Source organism: Rhizobium sp. CFBP 13726, assembly GCF_014841925.1.
Classification (GTDB): domain Bacteria; phylum Pseudomonadota; class Alphaproteobacteria; order Rhizobiales; family Rhizobiaceae; genus Neorhizobium; species Neorhizobium soli.
On sequence record NZ_JACYUU010000006.1, the window covers coordinates 156,527 to 176,079 of the forward strand.

The window sequence follows — 19,553 nt, forward strand, 5'->3', positions numbered from 1 at the left end:
GTCAGACCGTACCGTATTCAGCCTGGCGGATCCGCAGCAGGCTCACGAAGCCGGTGTCCGGATCGGTCCACGAGCCCATCTCGAGCGTGCCGCGCACCTCGATCGTCTGGCTTGGCTGGGTGAATGTCTGCTTCTCATCGAGATAGACAACGACGATATTGTCCGGCCAGTCCGCATCGGTGGAGCAGAACGGGCAGATCGACATCGGCACTTCGGTCAGAACAAAGAACGAGGCTTCCGCCTTCAGCGGTGGCGCCATGAAACCGCGCATGGCGATCTCCTGGCCGTTCAGCCGCCTGACCTTGTCGGAAAATTCCAGACCGAGAACGCTGACCTTGCCATAGAGTTCGTCGAAGGAAAGGCCGTTTTCTGCGCGGGCGGTTGCGCCTGATATCAGCAGCGGCAGGCCGGCAATGATGCCAAGCGAGGTCTTGAGCATCTGGCGACGGTCGACCATCTCGAGCGCTCCCATGATCACTCTCCCTTGTCGAGCGCCGTCATCATCCTGCAGCTGAGGCATATCTTCAAGTCCCGCGATATCTGAAGTAGATAGGGGCACGCCTCAGGACATGCCCCCTCTTTAACCATGGTCGTTCAGACCCAGTCGGTCTGATCAGTTGGTCTGCTTGGCGCCCAGCGCGAAAGTCTCCGCGAGAACCTTGTAGACGTCGCTCTGCTCCATGTAGCCGCGGAAGCCTTCTGAACCTGGGCCGGCAGCCTGAAGCACGACATCGTCAACCGCATGGACGCCACTGTCGGCGCTTTTCGGAATGATGCCGGTCACGAGAACAGCGCCCGGGATATCCTTGTAGGCTTCGTTGGCGACATATTCCTTCTTCTCGTTCTGGATGGCGGGAACGAAGGGATTGTCGAGCTTCGGACGGAATGTCTCGTAATGATCAGGGCCGTTATTGGCGTTCAGGAACAGGCGCTTGGTAACATCGACCTTGTCAGGATAACCATCCTTGTTCTCGTCCATATAGTTCGGGAAACCTGCCTCGGCATAGGTCCCGACCTTTTCGCGCATGTCGTCGCCCGGCTTTTCATCGTTGACCGTACCGATGATCGAAACACCGTGGGTATGGTCGCCGGTGACGATGATCAGCGTGTCGGGGTTCTTGTCGGCAAATTCGCGGGCTGCGGCGATTGCCTTGTCGAATTCGATCGTATCGACGACTGCGCGGTCCCAGTCCAGCGGATGAGACATCTTGTCGATGTTGGCAGCTTCGACCATCAGGAAGAAGCCGTCCGGGTTCTTCGACAGCGTGTCGAGCGCGACCTTGGTCATGTCGACGAGGCCCGGCTGATCCGGGAACTTCGCCGTCGTGCCCTTTTTCAGGAATTCGCGGTCAAGCGTCGTGTCCATGTTGCCGGTGTGAAACAGGCCGAGGATCTTGCCGGTATTGGTGCCGGCTGCCGTTGCCAGTTCAGCCTTGCTGGTCGCAAGCATGTAGCCGGCATCCTTGAACAGGGCGATATAGTCCTTGTCGTCCTTGCGCTTGGATCCAGGCGTCGCCTGGGGCAGGAAGTAGGCGGAACCGCCGCCGAGCAGGACGTCCGGCTTGACGTCGAACAGCATGCCGTTGATTTCCGCCTTGTCGCCGCGCTTGCGGGTATGGGCGACGACGGCTGCGGGTGTTGCGTCCTGAACTTCTGCGGTCGTGACGATGCCGATCGACTTCTTCGTCTGGCGGCGGACCGCTTCCGCGTATGTTTCAACCTTCGGATCGTCCATCGAGTCAGGCGTGCGATCGGCATAGACGCCGATTGCGTTCACGGCTGTCTTGTGGCCGGTCATATAGGCCGACATCGTGTTGGCGCTGTCGGTGGCGACAGCGTCCGTCGCGGACGTCCCGACAAAGGCTGCCGGCGGGATGTCGTCCATTGCGAGACGACCGTTCGCCTTGCCCTCGGTCATGCCCTTGGCCATGATGCGGGCAGCGGTGCGATGCGCCACGGAAAGACCGTCACCGATCAGGAAGATCACGTTCTTGGCCTTTGGCTGCGCCGCGGTGCCATAAACGTTCCAGGTCACGCTCTTGGTTTCCGAACCAGCAGAGACTTCAACCTTGTAGTCGCCGGCATTCGCGATCGTCAGTGCGCGCAGCACGACGGCGGAACCGAGAACCTTGTCCTTGTTTTTCTCTTCTGCAACGAACTCGACATCCTTGCCGAACACAGACTTGTAGTCCTGGCCGTTGACGGTGATCTTGACGTCCTCAGGCTTTACGACCGAGCTGAACTCGACCTTGAAATCGAATGGAGAGCCTGTCAGGATCGTCGCCCGATCAAGCGGAAAGACGTTCGCGGCGTGGGCGGCTTGCACGCCGCCGGAAAGAATTGTGGTGGCTGCAAAGGCAGCAAGAAGCATACGCATGGAAAACCCCCGTCGTTGCGTCGCATAGAGGTTCGGGGATAGCCCCATGCCATGACAGTGCAATGACAGAAACGTGATAACGGCGCCGAGGTCCGATCGCATCAACCTTGACTCTGCGGCAAAATCTTTTATGAGCAGCTTTGGAAAAGGAGTGTCCATGCTTCGCCGCGACTTTCGCTTTGCTGCGTGCTATGACCTGGCAGTATCTGCCGGGCGGCTGGATGTTGCCCTTTCGGTTTCCGACAAAACCACGGCCAAAACGACGACGAAAATTATCGTCTGACGTCTCTGGCCACCGCTCTCTCCCCGGTACGGCCGGGGACAAGGAACACCGCGTCGCGCGCGACACGGGCTTCCCCCTCAGAAAACCGAGGAGAGACAGAAAGAGAGCAAAGAAATGGGTTTCAAGATCGCAGTCGCCGGTGCAACCGGCAATGTCGGCAGGGAAATGCTGAACATTCTCGCGGAACGTGGTTTTCCGGCTGATGAAGTCGTCGCACTCGCCTCCGCCCGCAGCCAGGGCACGGAAGTTTCCTTCGGCGACAAGACGCTCAAGGTTTCCAACCTCGAGAACCACGATTTCTCCGATACCGACATCTGCCTGATGTCCGCCGGCGGCGATGCCTCCAAGAAGTGGTCGCCGAAGATCGGTGCGCAGGGCTGCGTCGTCATCGACAACTCGTCCGCCTGGCGCTACGATTCGGAAGTGCCGCTGATCGTTCCGGAAGTGAACCCCGACGCCATCGTCGGTTTCTCCAAGAAGAACATCATTGCCAATCCGAACTGCTCGACGGCCCAGCTCGTCGTCGCGCTGAAGCCGCTGCATGACTTTGCCAAGATCAAGCGCGTCGTCGTTTCCACCTACCAGTCGGTGTCCGGTGCCGGCAAGGAAGGCATGGACGAACTCTTCACCCAGACGCGCGCCGTGTTCGTGGCCGATCCGGTCGAATCGAAGAAGTTCACCAAGCGTATTGCCTTCAACGTCATCCCGCATATCGATAGCTTCATGGAAGACGGCTACACGAAGGAAGAGTGGAAGGTTCTGGCCGAGACCAAGAAGATGCTCGACCCGAAGATCCGCGTTACCTGCACGGCAGTGCGCGTTCCGGTCTTTATCGGCCACTCCGAATCCGTCAACATCGAGTTCGAAAACGAGATCACGGCCGATCAGGCCCGCGATATCCTGCGCGAAGCGCCGGGTTGCCTTGTCATCGACAAGCACGAAGACGGCGGTTACATCACGCCTCTCGAATGCGCCGGTGAAGACGCGACCTACATTTCGCGTATCCGCGAAGACGCAACCGTCGAAAACGGACTCAACATCTGGGTCGTCTCCGACAACCTGCGCAAGGGTGCCGCGCTGAACGCGATCCAGATCGCCGAACTTCTGGTCAATCGCGGTCTGATCAAGCCACGCAAGGTTGCTGCTTAATAAGTAACGTACTTTATTAAGCAAATCCGCTTAGAAAGCCCCGTCAGAAATGACGGGGTTTTTTCGATTCGTCTCTCTTCACGAACTATTCATGGGAAGATGAATTGCGATTATCCGCCACTGGGGTCATAAGGCCGAATATAGCGCAATTCTTCCGGAAGCTTTCGGCCAAGCAATCCGGACTTTCGACGGGTTTGACCGCATGATGAAGACTATTCTGGCAGGATTGATCGCAGCAGCAACGCTTGCAACCGCAGCCCCGGCCTTTGCCGCCGCCTGCGGCAATGATGGAGCCGGTTTCGACCGCTGGGTCGCCGATTTCAAGCAGCAGGCACCGTCCAAGGGTATCAGCCCTGCAGTTCTCGACCGCGCCTTTGCTAACGTCGTCTACAACCGCCCGACCATTCGCGCCGACCGCGGCCAGAAAAGCTTCAAGCTTTCCTTCGACGAGTTCATGAAGAAGCGCGGTGGCGCAACGATCATCTCGCGCGGCAAGTCCATGAAGAAATCCAACGCAGCGCTGTTTGCGTCGATTGAGCGCCGCTACGGCGTTCCGGCCGGCCCGATCCTGGCAATCTGGGGCATGGAAACCGGTTTCGGCAATTACATGGGCGACCAGCATACGCTGTCGGCCGTCGCGACGCTTTCCTATGACTGCCGCCGCTCGGCCTACTTTACCGAACAGCTTTACGCTGCCCTGCAGCTCGTTGCCCGCGGTGATCTCAGCACCACTGCAAAGGGTGCAGCGCATGGCGAAATCGGCCAGACGCAGTTCCTGCCGCTCAACGTCATCCGCTACGGCGCTGATGGTGATGGCGACGGCCATATCGACATGGTCCGTTCGCGCGCCGATGCGCTGGCATCGACCGCCAACTTCCTCAAGGGTCATGGCTGGCGTACAGGCGCCGGTTACCAGCAGGGCGAGCCGAATTTCGTCGCCATCCAAGGCTGGAACGCGGCAACCGTCTACCAGCAGGCGATCGCATACATGGGCGCCCAGATCGACGGCGGCTGAGCCGTTACACGGTTGAAATGATCAGGCCGGGCTCTGCTCGGCCTCGATCGCCGGTACACTGATGTCTGGCCGGGTGAAATCGCCCTTCTCGTTCATCACCCACAACTCGCCGGTCGAGATATCGAACCAGGCGCCGTGAATGTCGAGTTCTCCCTTTTCCGTGAGATCGCGGACGAAGGGGAAGGTCTGCAGATTGGCGATCGAATTGCGGATCGACACCCGTTCGAGCGCTGTCTGACGCTCGCTCTGGGTCATCAGGTCGTTGCTCTGGATCTGCGTGGCCGCAGGCCTGACCAAACCCATCCACTTGCCGATGAAATCCCCCTCCGACAGCGGCTTCATGGAAGCGTCGAGCGCTGCCTGGATACCGCCGCAGCGGCCGTGGCCCATGACAACGATATTGCGGATCTCAAGCACCTGCACCGCGTATTCAACCGCAGCCGATGTCCCGTGAAACTGGCTGTCGGGCTCGTAGCGCGGTACCATGTTGGCGACGTTGCGGACCACGAAGAGTTCTCCCGGACCGCAGTCGAAGATCGTCTCGGGCGCCGCGCGACTGTCGCAACAGGCAACCAGGAGCGTATGCGGCTTCTGGCCGGTATCGGCAAGCGCGCGATAGCGCTCCCGCTCGTCGCTGTAGCGACCACTCATGAAGTTACGGTAGCCCGAAAGCAGTTTTTCTGGAAATTCGCTCATGGCTCACGATTATCGTGCAGCCAGACGAGAATCAACGGCCATTGTGTGGATGCGCATGCTGTTTGAGCTTACGGCTTGCGCCTCTTAAGGGGATGCACGAGCCGGCGCATCTGGACCATCGCCATCGGCATCGAGAGGCTGGCGGCATCCATTTCCAGCGTCAGCTCGTTGGCCCCGCGCTTTACCGAACGCGCCAGCACTTCGAACACGCTGGCAGTCGTTGTCTGCAGGGCTTTCTCTTCATCCATGCCGGACATGACGCGGGCGAGAAAAACCGCCGAGAGCAGGTCTCCGAGCCCGTTCGGGGCGTGGTCGATCAGCCGGTGTTCAGCCAGCAGCGCATGATTGCCGGTGAGATAGAGATTGCCTGTACTGCCTGTCATCATCGGCACCGCCGAGGTCACCAGCATCCGCGGCGGCCCGAGCGCGATCGCTGCCTCCATGATCGCATTGTTATCATCGAGCGGTGCACCCGAGAGCCAGGCAAGCTCGTATCGGTTCGGCGTGGCGATGGTGGCAAGCGGCAGAAGCTCGTCGCGGATTGCTTCGGCTGTCGGCTGCGGGATATAGAGCCCGCCGAGATCGCCCATCACGGGATCGCAGACATAGATAAGGTCCGGGTTGTTTCTCCGCAGCGCCTCGATCAGTCGTGCCACGGCGCGCGGCTGCGCGGCATTTCCGAAATACCCGGTCAGCACCGCCTTCACTTCGCCGAGCCATGGCGCCCGGATGAGATCGTCTATAGCCTCGTCGAAATCCGATTCGGGAAACGTCAGGCGCGTCGAAGGACCGTGCCCGGGATGCCAGGGCAGCACGACGGTCGGCATGGCCCAGACGGGATATCCCAGGGTCTCGAGCGCGAAGACGGCGGCCCGGTTACCGACCGAGCCACGGATCACATGGCTGGAAATGACGATGACCGCGCCTGAATTACCCTGCATGATGCTTGCTTTCGACGTTATCGAACCGTTGATCGGATCTCTGTGTCGGCATGTCAACAAGACGTGACACGCCTATGACAAATTCCAGCCGCAAGCACCGGTGAGACACCGCGGCAAAGCATAATGACATTGGCTGCGTTTTATCGCACGTTGAGAAAAAATTTAGGGAGAGACAGATGGCAGGCCGGCAAAACCCGAAGCGGGACAAGCAGATCGAGAAGGCGGGCAAGATTGCGGCCGCTTCCGGCATGGAGGACAATCTCGATCCCTTCCTGATCTTCAGCCGCGCCAGCAGTGACGATCTCGAAAACTACACCCCAGAAATGCTCGCCCTGTGCGCGGGACATGCCGCAAGACGGCTGAAAGCCTGGACGCGAATCAAGGCCGACATCACAATCGAAACCCTTGATGGTGTCGAGCCCGATGGAATGCCGGTTTCGATCATTACGGTGATTGATCGCAACATGCCGTTTCTGTTCGATTCGGTCATGGGTGAAGTGACGACGGCCTATCGCGACCTCACGATGGCCGTCCATCCGATCCTGGTCATCGAACCGGGCAAGCAGCCGACGCTTCACTCGAGCGAGCGACCCGGCGACCCGGCCCATCACGTCAGCCTGATCCAGATCCATGTGCCTCAGCTCAACGACGAGCAAGCCGACGGGCTGGTCGAGCGAATCCGCTTTGTTCTTAACCAGGTGCACCAGGCCATTACCGGCTGGTCCGCGATGCTCGGCGTTCTCAAAGACGCCCAGGCCCAACTCGTCAACGCTAAAAAAGGCAAGAAGGCCGATGCCGACGAGGCGTATGCTTTTCTCGACTGGCTCAGGAACGACAATTTCACCTTCCTCGGCATGCGCGAATACACCTATTCGGGCAAGGGCGCCGATGCCAAGGTGGAGCGCGGCAAGGGCAGGGGCCTCGGCATTCTGTCCGATCCGGATGTGCTCGTCCTGCGTCAGGGCAAGGATCAGGTCACGACGACGCCAGAAATCCTCGAATTTCTCGACGGCCCGGATTTCCTCATCGTCGCCAAGGCCAACGTCAAATCCGTCGTGCACCGTCGCGCCTATATGGATTACGTCGGGGTGAAGCGCTTCGATGAGAAGGGCAATGTGGTCGGCGAACTGCGCATCGTCGGCCTGTTCACCTCCACTGCCTATACCCAGTCCGTCCGCGACGTGCCGCTGCTGCGCGCAAAGATCGCCCGTATTGAAAAGAATTTCGGGTTCGATCCGGAAAGCCATTCGGGCCGCATGCTCGAAAACACGCTGGAATCCTACCCGCGCGACGATCTCTTCCAGATCGATCTCGACGTGCTCTCGAGCTTCTGCGAACAGATCATGGAGCTGAGCGAGAGGCCGCGCGTGCGCGTGCTGCCGCGTATCGACCATTTCGACCGTTTCGTTTCGGTCATCGTCTACGTGCCGCGCGAGGATTATAATTCGATCGTCCGCGAAAAGGTCGGCGCATATCTCTGCGAGATCTTCGACGGCCACGTCTCGGCCTATTACCCGGCCTTCCCGGAAGCCCGCGTTGCCCGCGTCCATATGATCATTGGTCGCAGCGGCGGCAAGACGCCGCGTGTCGCGCAGGCAAAGCTCGAGGAGGCTGTGCGCCTTATCGCGACGCCGTGGGAAGACAGGTTCGCATTGCTTGCGGAAGACAGCCCCCGCCTTTCCGTCACCCGCGCTTTCCAGGAAGCGTTCTCTCCGGAAGAAACCTTTGCCGACCTGCCCGATATTGCCGCCTGCGCTGCCGGCGAGACCATCCGGATCGACTTCTACCGGCGCCCCGGTGACGATGCGAACACAGTTTCGCTAAAGATCTTCCACCGCGACCAGCATCTTTCCCTGTCGCGCCGCGTGCCGCTTCTCGAAAATCTCGGCTTTCACGTGGTCAGCGAGCAGACATTCGAAATCCACGCCGGCCCGCAGGCGGACCTCATCGTCCTGCACGACATGGAACTGCAGCTCGACGGTGCCCGCGAGATCGATCTTGCGCGTGAGGGACAGCGGCTCGAAGACGCATTCCTCAGGGCGTTCGAGGGACTGATCGACAATGACGGCTTCAACCGCCTCGTTCTCCTTGCGGGTCTTTCCGCCCGCGAAGTGACCGTGCTGCGCGCCTATGCCCGCTATCTGCGCCAGGCCGGCATCGTCTACTCGCAGACCTATATTGCCGATACGCTCAACAAGTATCCGGAAATTTCCGCCGCCGTCTTCCGCCTGTTCCGCGACGGGTTCGATCCGAAGATTGCCGAAAAAGCCCGCATCAAGAAGCTGACCGAGCTGCACGAGACGATCGAGGAAGCGCTCGGCAACGTCCCGAACCTCGACGAGGACCGCACGCTTCGCCGCTTCGTCAACGCGATCGACGCAACGCTTCGCACCAATTACTTCCAGGTGGACGAGAACGGCGGCGCAAAGCCGATGCTGGCGTTCAAGCTTGATCCTGACATGCTCGACGGCCTGCCGGAGCCGCGCCCGTTCCGCGAGATCTTCGTTTACGGCACCGAAGTCGAGGGCGTTCACCTGCGCTTCGGCAAGGTCGCACGAGGCGGCATCCGCTGGTCGGACCGCGGCGAGGATTATCGCACTGAAGTGCTGGGCCTCGTGAAGGCGCAGCAGGTGAAGAACGCCGTCATCGTTCCCGTCGGCGCCAAGGGCGGCTTCTTCCCGAAGATGCTTCCCGCCGCCGCCGCGCGCGACGCCTTCTTCAACGCCGGCAAGGAAGCCTACAAGACCTATATCCGCACGCTTCTGTCGGTTACCGACAACATCATCGACGGAGAGGTGGTCCCGCCCGAAAACACGCTGCGCATCGATGAGGACGATCCTTACTTTGTCGTCGCTGCCGATAAGGGAACGGCAACCTTCTCCGACACCGCGAACGGTCTGGCGCAGGAAGCCGGCTTCTGGCTGGATGATGCCTTCGCATCGGGCGGCTCGGCCGGCTACGACCACAAGAAGATGGGCATTACCGCCCGCGGCGCGTGGGAAGCGGTCAAGCGGCATTTCCGCGAAAAGGACATCGACATCCAGACGACGCCGTTCTCGGTCGCCGGTGTCGGCGACATGTCGGGCGACGTCTTCGGCAACGGCATGCTTCTGTCGGAAAAGATCCGTCTGATCGCCGCCTTCGACCACCGCGACATCTTTATCGATCCGGATCCGGATATCGAAAAGTCCTTCGCCGAACGCAGCCGCATGTTCGCCCTTGCCCGCTCCAGCTGGCAGGATTACGACCGCTCGACGCTGTCTGAAGGTGCAATGATCATTTCGCGCACGGAAAAATCCGTCAAACTGACCAAGCAGGCGGCAGCGGCGATCGGTATCGACAAGATGACGGCCTCGCCCTTCGAGATCCTGACGGCGATCCTGAAAAGCCAGGTGGATCTTCTCTGGTTCGGCGGCATCGGCACCTATATCAAGGCGGCATCGGAAACCGATACCGAAGTGGGCGACCGCGCCAACGATCCGATCCGCATCACGGCCGCAGAAGTGCGCGCCAGCGTGATCGGCGAGGGCGCCAATCTCGGCGTTACCCAGAAGGGCCGCATCGCCTATTCGCTGGCCGGCGGGCGCTGCAATTCCGACGCGATCGACAATTCCGCCGGCGTCAATTCGTCCGACGTCGAGGTCAATATCAAGATCGCGCTCAATCCGGCCATGCAGGACGGCAGGCTGACCCGCGCCAAGCGCAACACGCTGCTCGCCTCCATGACGGAAGACGTGGGTCATCTCGTCTTGCGCAACAACTACCTGCAACCACTGGCGATTTCGCTCGTCGAGCGCAAGGGTGCCGCCAATCGCGAGCAGCTCGCCCGCCTGATGTCGGTCCTCGAAAGCGAAGGGCGGCTGAACCGCAAGGTCGAGACTCTGCCCGACGACGCCGAGCTTGCCGAGCGCTACGCCAGTGGGAGACCGCTGACACGACCGGAGATCGGCGTGCTCGTCTCCTACTCGAAGATCGTCCTATTCGACGCACTCATCGACAGCACCATCCCGGACGACCCATATTTTGCTTCCGTGCTGAAAGCCTATTTCCCGGCGAAGATGCAGAAGGCTTATGCCGCGGATATCGCCGGCCACCGCCTGCACCGCGAAATCGTCGCGACGGCGCTGGCAAACGAAGCCATTAACCGCGGCGGCCCGGGCTTTGTCCACATGATGAGCGACATGACGGGGGCCACCTCGGCCAATGTCGTCAAGGCACTCTTCCTCGTTCGCGACGGCTTCGATCTCGAAAACATCTGGGCCGAAATCGACCAACTGGATGGCAAGATCTCGGGCAGGGTTCAGAATGATCTCTACGCCCAGGTTAGCCGCATCATCGGCATCGGCACCTATCTCGCGCTTCAGACGCAGATCGGCACGACGGAGCTGACCGAGGCCATCGCCAGGCTCCGGGCCGCCATCAAGGGTCTGCGCGCCGCCGTGACCGACGATATCATCGCCGAAACGGGCCCGCTTGCCGCAGAACTTGAGGCCGAAGGGGCGCCGTCCGGTCTCGTGAAAGAAATACGCCTGCTATCGGCCCTCGTCATCGTGCCGGAGATCATGCGGATTGCCGACCGGACCGGCGAAAGCATGGCGCGCGCCATCGAGAGCTATTTCGCCGTCACCGAAACGTTCCGCGTCAACCGGCTGATCGTGGCCGGCGAGCGGATTGGCACAAGCGACCATTACGAAAGCCTGGCACTGTCACGCAGCCTGCAACAGCTCGCATCGGCCCGCCGTGACATCGTCATTGCCGTCTTGACCGAGCACCGCAAGGACAAGAAGCCGGTGGAAGCCTGGATCGCTGGCGATCGACTGCGCGTCAATCGCATCGGCGCTGAACTGATGAGCCTCAGCGAAAGCGGCGATCTGACCCTCTCGAAGATTTCCGTCGCCGCCGGCCTGCTGGGAGATCTGGCACACGCACGGTCGACTTGAGGGCAGGGGCTGCGGGGAAAAGAAGATGGCCGAGACAGGACTTGACGAGGCGCCGGCTAAACCAGGCCGGCGCGGCATCTGGGGCTGGATGCTGTTCGACTGGGCAGCACAGCCGTTCTTTACCGTTGTCATCACCTTCATCTTCGGCCCGTATTTCGTCGCGCGCCTCACCGACGACCCGATCTCCGCCCAGACCACCTGGAGCAACATGGCGACGGCATCCTCCGTCGTCATCGCCATCCTGTCTCCGATCCTGGGCTCGATCGCCGATCAGTCGGGCGCCAGAAAGCCATGGATCGCAAGCTTTGCACTGATCAAGGTCGCAAGCCTCGTCATGCTCTGGCAGGCGGCACCCGGCTCTCCGCTCACCCTGCCGGTCACCTGCATCATCCTTGCCTCGATCGCGGCCGAATTTTCGATCGTCTTCAACGATTCCATGATGCCGCGTCTGGTGTCCAAGGTCGATATCGGCAGGGTCTCGAACATCGCCTGGGGTCTGGGTTATCTCGGCGGCATGGTCGTCCTGATCGCGGTCGTTGCGCTGCTTGCGGCCAATCCGGAAACGGGTCTGACGCTCATCGGCATTCCGCCGCTGTTCGGTCTGGATCCGGCGCTCGGCGAGGACGCCCGCATCACCGGCCCGATCGCGGCGATCTGGTATCTTCTGTTCATCCTGCCGATGTTCTTCTTCACGCCGGATGCCCCGAAAGGCCTGCCTCTCGCAAAGGCCGTCGGCTCCGGCTTCCGTGAACTTGCAGGCACCTTGCGTGAACTCAAGCAACGCCCGGGCATCATCCGTTTCCTGATTGCCCGCATGCTCTACCAGGATGGCGTCAACGGCCTGATCATTCTGGGCGGCACGTTTGCGGCGGGCATGTTCGGCTGGGCGACCATCGAGATCGGCATCTACGGCATCATCCTGAATGTCGTGGCGATTTTCGGCTGTATCGCCGCCGGGGTCCTCGACCGCGTGCTCGGATCAAAGACGGTGGTGGTTACAAGTCTCGTCCTGCTGCTGATCGCAACACTCGGCATCGTTTCCACCAGCCCGGGCGAGGTCTTCTTCGGCCTGATGCCGCTTTCCATGGAGGACTCAGGTGGAATGTTCGGCACCGCGGCGGAAAAGGCCTATATCCTGTTCGGGCTTCTGATCGGTGCCGCCTTCGGCCCGGTCCAGGCCTCGTCGCGGTCATACCTTGCCCGCAGCATCGATGTCTCGGAGGCCGGCCGCTATTTCGGGATCTACGCGCTGTCGGGACGCGCGACGAGCTTCCTCGCCACGCTGTCGTTTTCCATCGTCACCTATGCAACGGGCTCGGCCCATCTCGGCATGGCGACGCTGACAGTCTTTCTTGGCACCGGCCTGATCCTGCTTCTGACCGTTCCCTATCCGGCCGATAGACCGGCCGGATAGAAAGTCTTCGGCTCAGATTAGTGCCGGAAGTGACGCATGCCGGTAAACACCATCGCCACATCATGCTCGTCGGCTGCCGCAATCACTTCCGCATCGCGCATCGAGCCGCCGGGCTGGATGACAGCTGTGGCGCCGGCAGCAATCGCCGAGAGGAGACCGTCGGCAAACGGGAAGAAGGCTTCCGATGCGACCGCTGACCCCTTGGTCATCGGCTCGGCCCAGCCCATGGCCTTCGCCGCATCTTCGGCCTTGAGGCCGGCGATGCGGGCGGAATCGATCCGGCTCATCTGGCCGGCGCCGATGCCCGCCGTCTGGCCGTCCTTGGCATAGACGATAGCGTTGGACTTGACGTGCTTTGCCACCTTGTAGGCAAACTTCATGTCTTCAAGCTCGGTCGGCGTCGGTGCGCGCTTGGTCACGACCTTCAGATCGACATCCTCGATGACACCGCTGTCGCGGCTTTGCACCAGAAGGCCGCCGGCAACGGTCTTTGCCGTAATGCCGCGCGAACGCGGGTCCGGCAGACCGCCGGTCACCAGCAGGCGCAGGTTCTTCTTGGAAGCGATGATCGCCTTCGCCTCGTCGGAAACCTCGGGTGCGATGATTACTTCGGTAAACAGCTTGACGATCTCTTCCGCCGTCTCGGCGTCGAGCAACTGGTTGAGCGCGATGATGCCGCCGAAGGCAGAGGTGCTGTCGCAGGCCAGCGCCCGCAGATAGGCGTCCCTCAGCGTCGAGCCGGTCGCGACGCCGCAAGGGTTGGCGTGCTTGATGATGGCACAAGCCGGTCCCTGATTGGCCGCAAATTCGCCGATCAACTCGAAGGCGCCATCGGTATCGTTGATGTTATTGTAGGAAAGCTGCTTGCCCTGCAGCAGCACCGCCGTGGCAACGCCGGGGCGGTTCTCGCCGGTCACGTAGAAGCCGGCGCTCTGGTGCGGGTTCTCGCCGTAGCGCATGGCTTCCTTCAGCACGCCGCCGATTGTCCGATAGCTCGGCGTCTCGATCTCGAGCGCTTCGGCAAACCAGTTGGAGATCGCCGTGTCATAGGCTGCGGTGCGGGCATAGGCCTTGGCGGCAAGCTTCTGGCGGAACGCATAGTCCGTTTCGCCGCCATTGGCCTGCAGCGCCTCGATCAGGGCAGGGTAGTCGGAGGGATCGGTGACGATCGTGACATAGGCATGGTTCTTGGCGGACGCACGGATCATCGCCGGGCCGCCGATATCGATATTCTCGACCGTCGTCGGATAATCACCGCCTGCCGCGCGCACTTCCTCGAACGGATAGAGATTGATGACCGAAAGATCGATGCTCTCGATGCCGTGTGTCTTCATCGCCGCGACATGCTCCTCATCGTCGCGGATGGCGAGAAGACCGCCATGTACGGTCGGATGCAACGTCTTGACGCGACCGTCCATGATCTCAGGAAAGCCCGTGACTTCGGAGACGTCGGTGACGGCAAGACCCGCGGCGGCGATCGCCTTGTGCGTGCCGCCGGTCGATAGCAGCTTCACACCCTGCTCGGTCAGCGCCTTGGCGAGCTCGATGATGCCGGCCTTGTCGGACACGGAAAGAAGCGCTGTGCGGATCTTGACGCGGTCTGGCGCTGGGATTTTTTTGGATGCGACGGCCATCGGTCTCTCCTGAAAGAGGGTGCCCCGAAAGGGCTAAAAGGGATTGGCCGCCGGTTAGCACAGCTACCCCTTCAGGGAAACCCTATTCCAACCAAGGCTAATCGGCGCGACGCAGCATCCAGCGGATTTCGGTGACCTCGGGCAGGGTAAATTCGATCGCCAGTTGCTGGCTCGGGCGAGGGCCGGAAACATCCGCAAAGAAGATGTCCTCGTCGATCATGACCTCGAGACCCGGCGCCGAAAAAAGCCATTTCTCGCCGTCACTCGCCTGCATCACGACGCTTTCGGGGTCGCGCCGCACCAGCCGGATGGCAGGATGGATGTGGAAGCGAACCACGGCCACCAGTCTCTCGTCGCCCGGCTCTTCGCCATCGGGCACGAACAGCCGGTCATGGCCCTTGATCTTGTTGCCGGTCGTGTTGAGGCCGATCTCGCGGTGGTAGAGATAGCCGAACTCCTTGAGATACCCGTCATGGGTCGCCCGCAGCCAGTCGTTGCCATGCGCATCGTCGCGTCGGTCGATCGTGACGTCGGAGACGCCGGGAAGCAGGATGGGCCCGGCAAGCTTCGACTTGGCGATCCGGCTCGATGACGTCTCCGACAGCGTCAGTGTCGAATGCGCCGCCGTCGAGCGCGCCATCCTGCGGTGGCCGCGCCCGGAAAATTTCGGTGAGCCCGAGTTGACGATGAATCTGTTGCGGCCCGACGAGAGCTCGAAGGCGAGGCAACCGGCATGGGCCGTGCGCGAGAATTCCGGCTCCGACCAGCCGGTATCGACGATCAGCGTCGTGTCCTCGGCCGTCAGCCGGTGATAGTTCATATGCGGCAGCGCCTTGAATGGCTTGCCACCGCTTTCGTCATACCGCAGCACCGACATCAGCTCGCTTGCCGGTGTCGCCGTGGCACCGTTGAACAGCGCCAGATCGCCATCCTGGTGGCGGAAGAAGCGCAGCGCCGGATAGATGCGGTCGATCGTCGGGATCAGCTTTTGCGGCAGATCATGGCCGAGATTGATATAGGTCTGCCGCAGCGGCAGAAGATCGAGCAGCGCATCGAGCATCGAGCGCGGATTGCGCGAGAGATGGCCGCCATCGGCCAGAATCTGGAATTCCAGTTCACGGTCGAGCCGCGCACCTTCGCGGCGGATGAAAGCCGCACGGGTGGGCATGGAAACCGATGCCATGGCGAGCGCGATGCGGATACGAAGCCGGGTCTCGTCGGCGGGAATGCAGCCAGCGATCTTGCGCAGGTAGCGAACCTGAAACGCCAGGCTCTTCATGAAGCGGCGGTAGAAGCCGGCCTCCGCGCCCTGGAGGAGGACGGTCGAGTGCGACAGCCATGCGACCACCCGCTCGGCCACCACGCTCGGTTCCCAGCCGATGCCCCTCTGGCGACGGCCATGCAGTGTGATCCAGTCCGCCACCACGTCACGGGCGTGGTCGCAGGCCTCTTCCGTCTTGTTGGCGCGAACATGCCGCAGCCAGGCAAACGAATGCAGCCGCTCGGCAAACGCCTTGGACGGAAGCTCGACCTGAAACGGCGAATGACCGAAAGTTTCGAGAACGCGACCGGCCAGCGGATAGCGCCCTTCGAGAATTTCCTCGGCAATGAACGGATCGATCGATCGCAGATCGGTTGGCGCCACGATCAGCCTGTCCGGCACCGGCAGCGGTGTCAGAGCAAGGCGCATGCCGGCGGACCGGCGACAAATGCGTCGCCAGATCTCCCGCATGCCGAAGGCGAGAAGCCTTCGGCGATCGGCAAGCCGCATCGTCACTTGAGATATTCTCCGCAGGGCCGGATGCTCTCCCCGAGCGCCCGGAATCGATTATGGATCAACCGAAACTATGTAAGGTTATAGTGAATAAAGACTTACCTGACGCGGAGCACGCTCGCGAAGAAGCCATCCATACCACCGGCAAAGGTCTCATCCCCCGGCAGCATGGCCGGCGTGGTCCGAAATTCACCGAGATCTGAAATCGCGGATTCCAGACCCGGCCAATCGCTCGGGCTGACCGGCTGCCGTTCCAGTGTCGGCGTATCCCCCAGCACCTTGGCCACCAGCTTCTCGCCCTCCAGCGGATCGAGCGAGCAGTTCGAAAACACGATGAGCCCACCCGGTTTTACCAGCGTCACCGCATACCGCAGCATGCGTTCCTGCAGCACGGCAAGCTTGCCGATATCCTCGGGTCCCTTGGTCCAGAGCACATCGGGATGGCGGCGGGTGGTGCCGGTGGACGAGCAGGGTGCATCAAGCAGCACGCCATCAAGCAATTCGTCCGGCTTGAATTCGAACAGATCACCGCTCGAGAGCTCCGCCTCGAGACCGAGCCGTGCCAGGTTTTCCTTCAGCCGCGCCAGCCGGTTGGCGGATTGCTCGACGGCAATCACGTGCGCGCCGGCCACAACCAGCTGCGCCGTCTTGCCGCCGGGCGCCGCACAGAGATCCGCGATACGCTTGCCCGTGAGGTCACCGAACAACTGTGCCGGAATGGATGCGGCAACGTCCTGCACCCACCATTCACCGTCCTCGAAACCCTCGAGACCGGTCACGGATCCCTGGAAAGCCTGCAGGCGGATGCTGCCTGTTGGCAACAGCTTGCCGCCGAGCTTTTCGGCCCAGCCCTTGGCATCGCCCTTTACTGTCAGATCGATGGCGGCCGGCGTCAGCTGCGCTTCGGCAATCTTGTCGGCCTCGGTCTCGCCGTAGGCGGCAACCAGACGCTTGCGGAACCAATCCGGTACCGGCGACACCGAAGCGGTGGCCGGGAGGATCTCTTCCTTTTCGCGCACCATGCGGCGCAGAACGGCATTCACCAGCTTGGCAAAGCGACGGTTGCGAGGATCGCGATTGGCCTGCTCGACGGCCAAGTCGACCGCCGCATGCGAGGGGACGTCGAGATGGAGGATCTGCGCGGCCGCAACCACCAGAACATGATGCAGGGATTTTGCCCCGTGCGGCAGCGGCGTATCGATCATGGACGAAATCGCCGCTTCGAGCCGGGTCAGATGGCGAAGGGCGGTGGTCAGGATGGCGCGCGTCAGGGCCCGGTCAGCATCGCCCAATGCCTTGTAGGCCGGGTTGCCGTGGGACAGGTCGAGCATGCCATCGAGCGAAATCTTCTTGTCGATGGCCGCCGACAAAAGCTTGGCCGCTGTCACGCGGACTTCGAGCCCCGGCTTTGCCGGTCCGGCGTCTGGGCGAGAGCCTGGCGCATGGGATGTCGGGTTTTCCCGCGCGCCAGTTGATCTGGAAGGCTTGTTGTTTTTCTTGTCGTTCAAGACCATGGACCCTTGGGCGGTTCGTTCGAACTGCGGCCCCACCGGCTGTCGGAGCCGGAATTCGGAACGGAGCGCGCGCTTCGCTGCGGTCTAGCAGCCGAAGACTGCCCCGTCGAGCCACCGCCGCCGATGTCCCCCCGGAACTCACCAGCCATCTGCTGAAGTGCTGCGATCCGGTTGTCCGTATTCGGATGGGTCGAGAACAGGTTATCCATCCGCTCGCCCGAAAGCGGGTTGATGATGAACATATGCGCCGTCGCAGGGTTGCGCTCCGCCTCGTAATTCGGAACCTGCCGCGCCGTGCCGGCGATCTTGGAGAGTGCGGAAGCCAGCGCCAGCGGCTTGCCGCAGATCTCGGCACCACGACGGTCGGCCGAATATTCGCGGGTCCGGCTGATCGCCATCTGCACCAGCATCGCCGCAAAGGGCGCAACGACCATGGCAACGATCACGCCGATAAAACCGAGCGGATTGCTGTTGTTTCCGCGATTGCCACCGAACAGAAACGCGAAGTTGCCAAGCATGGAAATCGCACCAGCAAGTGTCGCTGTGATCGTCATGATCAGCGTGTCGCGGTTTTGCACATGCGCGAGCTCATGCGCCATGACGCCAGCCACTTCGTCATGCGTCAGGCTTTGCAACAGACCGGTCGAGGCGGCAACGGCAGCATTTTCCGGATTCCGGCCGGTCGCAAACGCATTCGGCTGCGGGTTATCGTAGATATAGACCTTCGGCATCGGCAGGCCCGCATTGGCCGCAAGCGATTGCACCATCAGGTAAAATTCCGGCGCCGACTGCGCATCCACTTCCTGCGCATGATAGGCAGACAGCACCATCTTGTCGGAGTTCCAGTAGGAAAACAGGTTCATGCCGGCCGCGATCACCAGCGCGATCATCATCCCGCCCTTGCCGCCGATCAGGAAGCCGATGCCCATGAACAAGGCTGTCATGAAGGCCAGAAGCATGGCGGTGCGCATCACATTCATCGTCATATCTCCCGTTGCCAATTCGACCGTCTAGGCTTTTCGAAACCTTGAGAACGCCCTATAATGTGGTGAATTCGCTCAGACTTTCAATAAACCATCCGGTGAATGAAATGCAGACGCCCGACAACGACAACAGCGAAACGCAGATCGAGACCGCAGCGCCGAGCAAACCACTCTCGCCCGCTGCCCAGCGCGCGCTGAAGGAAGCCGAGGAGCGCCGGCAGGCAGCAGCAAAGACGGACACGCCGGAAGAATTCGGCGGCCGCGGCGGCGCCGATCCCGCCCGCTTCGGCGACTGGGAAATCAACGGCCGCGCCATCGATTTCTGAGCGGTAAGCCGTGAGTAAATATTCCTATTGACTTCGCCTCATGTTCGGAATTTATTCCTTTCATGGTCAGATATCTCGCGGTCATTGCTGTTCTCCTCGGAGCCACTGCGGCTGACGCGAGCGCACGCGAGGAAATCTCCGGCCCGGTTGCTGCCGAGATCCTGCGGGTCATCGATGGAGACACGATCCTGGTCGAGGCGCGGCCTTGGCCGCAGCAGAGGGTGGAAGTCTATGTCCGCATCCGAGGCATCGATGCGCCGGAGCTGAAGTCGAAGTGCCATTCCGTCCGGCAGGCCGGCGGCGACGCGCGACAGGCGCTGGAAGCATTGACGCAGGCGTCCGGCACGATCCAGCTCGTCAACATTTCCGGAGACAAGTATTTTGGCCGCGTCGTCGCCGATGTCGTGCTGCCAGATGGCCGCAACGCCGGCTCGGACCTGCTTCTGGCAGGACTGGTCCAACCCTATGACGGCGGCCGCAAAATGGTGCCGGTCTGTGGTGACTGAC

The 19,553-nt window shown here is 61.3% G+C and carries 15 protein-coding genes; 7 read left to right on the forward strand and 8 right to left on the reverse strand.

The window, feature by feature from the left end; genetic code table 11:
- Position 1: 1 nt before the first annotated feature.
- Entirely contained in the window at positions 2-472 is a 471-nt protein-coding gene (locus tag IFT66_RS21565) for a hypothetical protein (protein WP_245341581.1), read from the reverse strand.
- Between the two features lie 141 nt (positions 473-613).
- Positions 614-2,377, reverse strand: coding sequence for an alkaline phosphatase (locus IFT66_RS21570; RefSeq protein ID WP_192078888.1), 1,764 nt, complete (start codon positions 2,375-2,377; stop codon positions 614-616).
- Positions 2,378-2,534: 157 nt separating this feature from the next.
- Here IFT66_RS21570 and IFT66_RS23790 point away from each other — a divergent pair, with 157 nt between their 5' ends.
- From IFT66_RS23790 to IFT66_RS21585, 3 genes are all read left to right on the forward strand, one after another.
- Positions 2,535-2,660 (forward strand): hypothetical protein, encoded by a 126-nt coding sequence (locus IFT66_RS23790; protein ID WP_274604908.1) that lies wholly within the window; start codon positions 2,535-2,537, stop codon positions 2,658-2,660.
- Positions 2,661-2,774: 114 nt separating this feature from the next.
- Positions 2,775-3,809 carry an aspartate-semialdehyde dehydrogenase gene (locus tag IFT66_RS21580; protein ID WP_192078890.1) on the forward strand — a complete coding sequence of 345 codons (1,035 nt, stop codon included), beginning with the start codon at positions 2,775-2,777 and terminating at the stop codon, positions 3,807-3,809.
- A gap of 202 nt (positions 3,810-4,011) precedes the next feature.
- Complete coding sequence (locus IFT66_RS21585; RefSeq protein WP_062462825.1) at positions 4,012-4,824, forward strand: lytic murein transglycosylase; 813 nt, start codon at positions 4,012-4,014, stop codon at positions 4,822-4,824.
- Between the two features lie 21 nt (positions 4,825-4,845).
- On the opposite strand, the gene IFT66_RS21590 is transcribed toward IFT66_RS21585, so the two are convergent.
- Positions 4,846-5,520 carry a carbonic anhydrase gene (locus tag IFT66_RS21590; protein WP_113109984.1) on the reverse strand — a complete coding sequence of 225 codons (675 nt, stop codon included), beginning with the start codon at positions 5,518-5,520 and terminating at the stop codon, positions 4,846-4,848.
- Positions 5,521-5,588: 68 nt separating this feature from the next.
- The gene (gene pdxY, locus IFT66_RS21595) at positions 5,589-6,461 is read right to left on the reverse strand and encodes a pyridoxal kinase PdxY (protein WP_192078891.1); all 873 of its coding nucleotides are present in this window, start codon (positions 6,459-6,461) and stop codon (positions 5,589-5,591) included.
- A gap of 176 nt (positions 6,462-6,637) precedes the next feature.
- On the opposite strand from pdxY, the gene IFT66_RS21600 reads away from it, so the two are divergent.
- Positions 6,638-11,401, forward strand: a complete 4,764-nt coding sequence (locus IFT66_RS21600; RefSeq protein WP_192078892.1) for an NAD-glutamate dehydrogenase — start codon at positions 6,638-6,640, stop codon at positions 11,399-11,401.
- A 25-nt stretch (positions 11,402-11,426) separates the two neighbouring features.
- On the forward strand, positions 11,427-12,815 hold the full coding sequence (locus IFT66_RS21605) for an MFS transporter (RefSeq protein WP_192078893.1): 1,389 nt from the start codon (positions 11,427-11,429) through the stop codon (positions 12,813-12,815).
- A 17-nt stretch (positions 12,816-12,832) separates the two neighbouring features.
- On the opposite strand, the gene purH is transcribed toward IFT66_RS21605, so the two are convergent.
- The 4 genes from purH to htpX form a co-directional block, all read right to left on the reverse strand.
- Positions 12,833-14,449, reverse strand: coding sequence for a bifunctional phosphoribosylaminoimidazolecarboxamide formyltransferase/IMP cyclohydrolase (gene purH, locus IFT66_RS21610; RefSeq protein ID WP_192078894.1), 1,617 nt, complete (start codon positions 14,447-14,449; stop codon positions 12,833-12,835).
- Positions 14,450-14,546: 97 nt separating this feature from the next.
- Entirely contained in the window at positions 14,547-16,220 is a 1,674-nt protein-coding gene (locus IFT66_RS21615; RefSeq protein WP_192078948.1) for a heparinase II/III family protein, read from the reverse strand.
- 101 nt (positions 16,221-16,321) lie between these two features.
- Positions 16,322-17,737: an RsmB/NOP family class I SAM-dependent RNA methyltransferase gene (locus IFT66_RS21620; RefSeq protein ID WP_192078895.1), complete on the reverse strand. Its 1,416-nt coding sequence runs from the start codon at positions 17,735-17,737 to the stop codon at positions 16,322-16,324.
- Entirely contained in the window at positions 17,728-18,717 is a 990-nt protein-coding gene (htpX, locus tag IFT66_RS21625) for a zinc metalloprotease HtpX (RefSeq protein ID WP_192078896.1), read from the reverse strand. The genes IFT66_RS21620 and htpX overlap by 10 nt, the downstream gene beginning before the upstream one ends.
- Positions 18,718-18,827: 110 nt before the next feature.
- Here htpX and IFT66_RS21630 point away from each other — a divergent pair, with 110 nt between their 5' ends.
- Both IFT66_RS21630 and IFT66_RS21635 read left to right on the forward strand, forming a co-directional pair.
- Complete coding sequence (locus IFT66_RS21630) at positions 18,828-19,046, forward strand: DUF1674 domain-containing protein (protein ID WP_062462846.1); 219 nt, start codon at positions 18,828-18,830, stop codon at positions 19,044-19,046.
- A 62-nt stretch (positions 19,047-19,108) separates the two neighbouring features.
- Positions 19,109-19,552 (forward strand): thermonuclease family protein, encoded by a 444-nt coding sequence (locus IFT66_RS21635; RefSeq protein ID WP_192078897.1) that lies wholly within the window; start codon positions 19,109-19,111, stop codon positions 19,550-19,552.
- The last annotated feature ends 1 nt before the right edge of the window (position 19,553 follow it).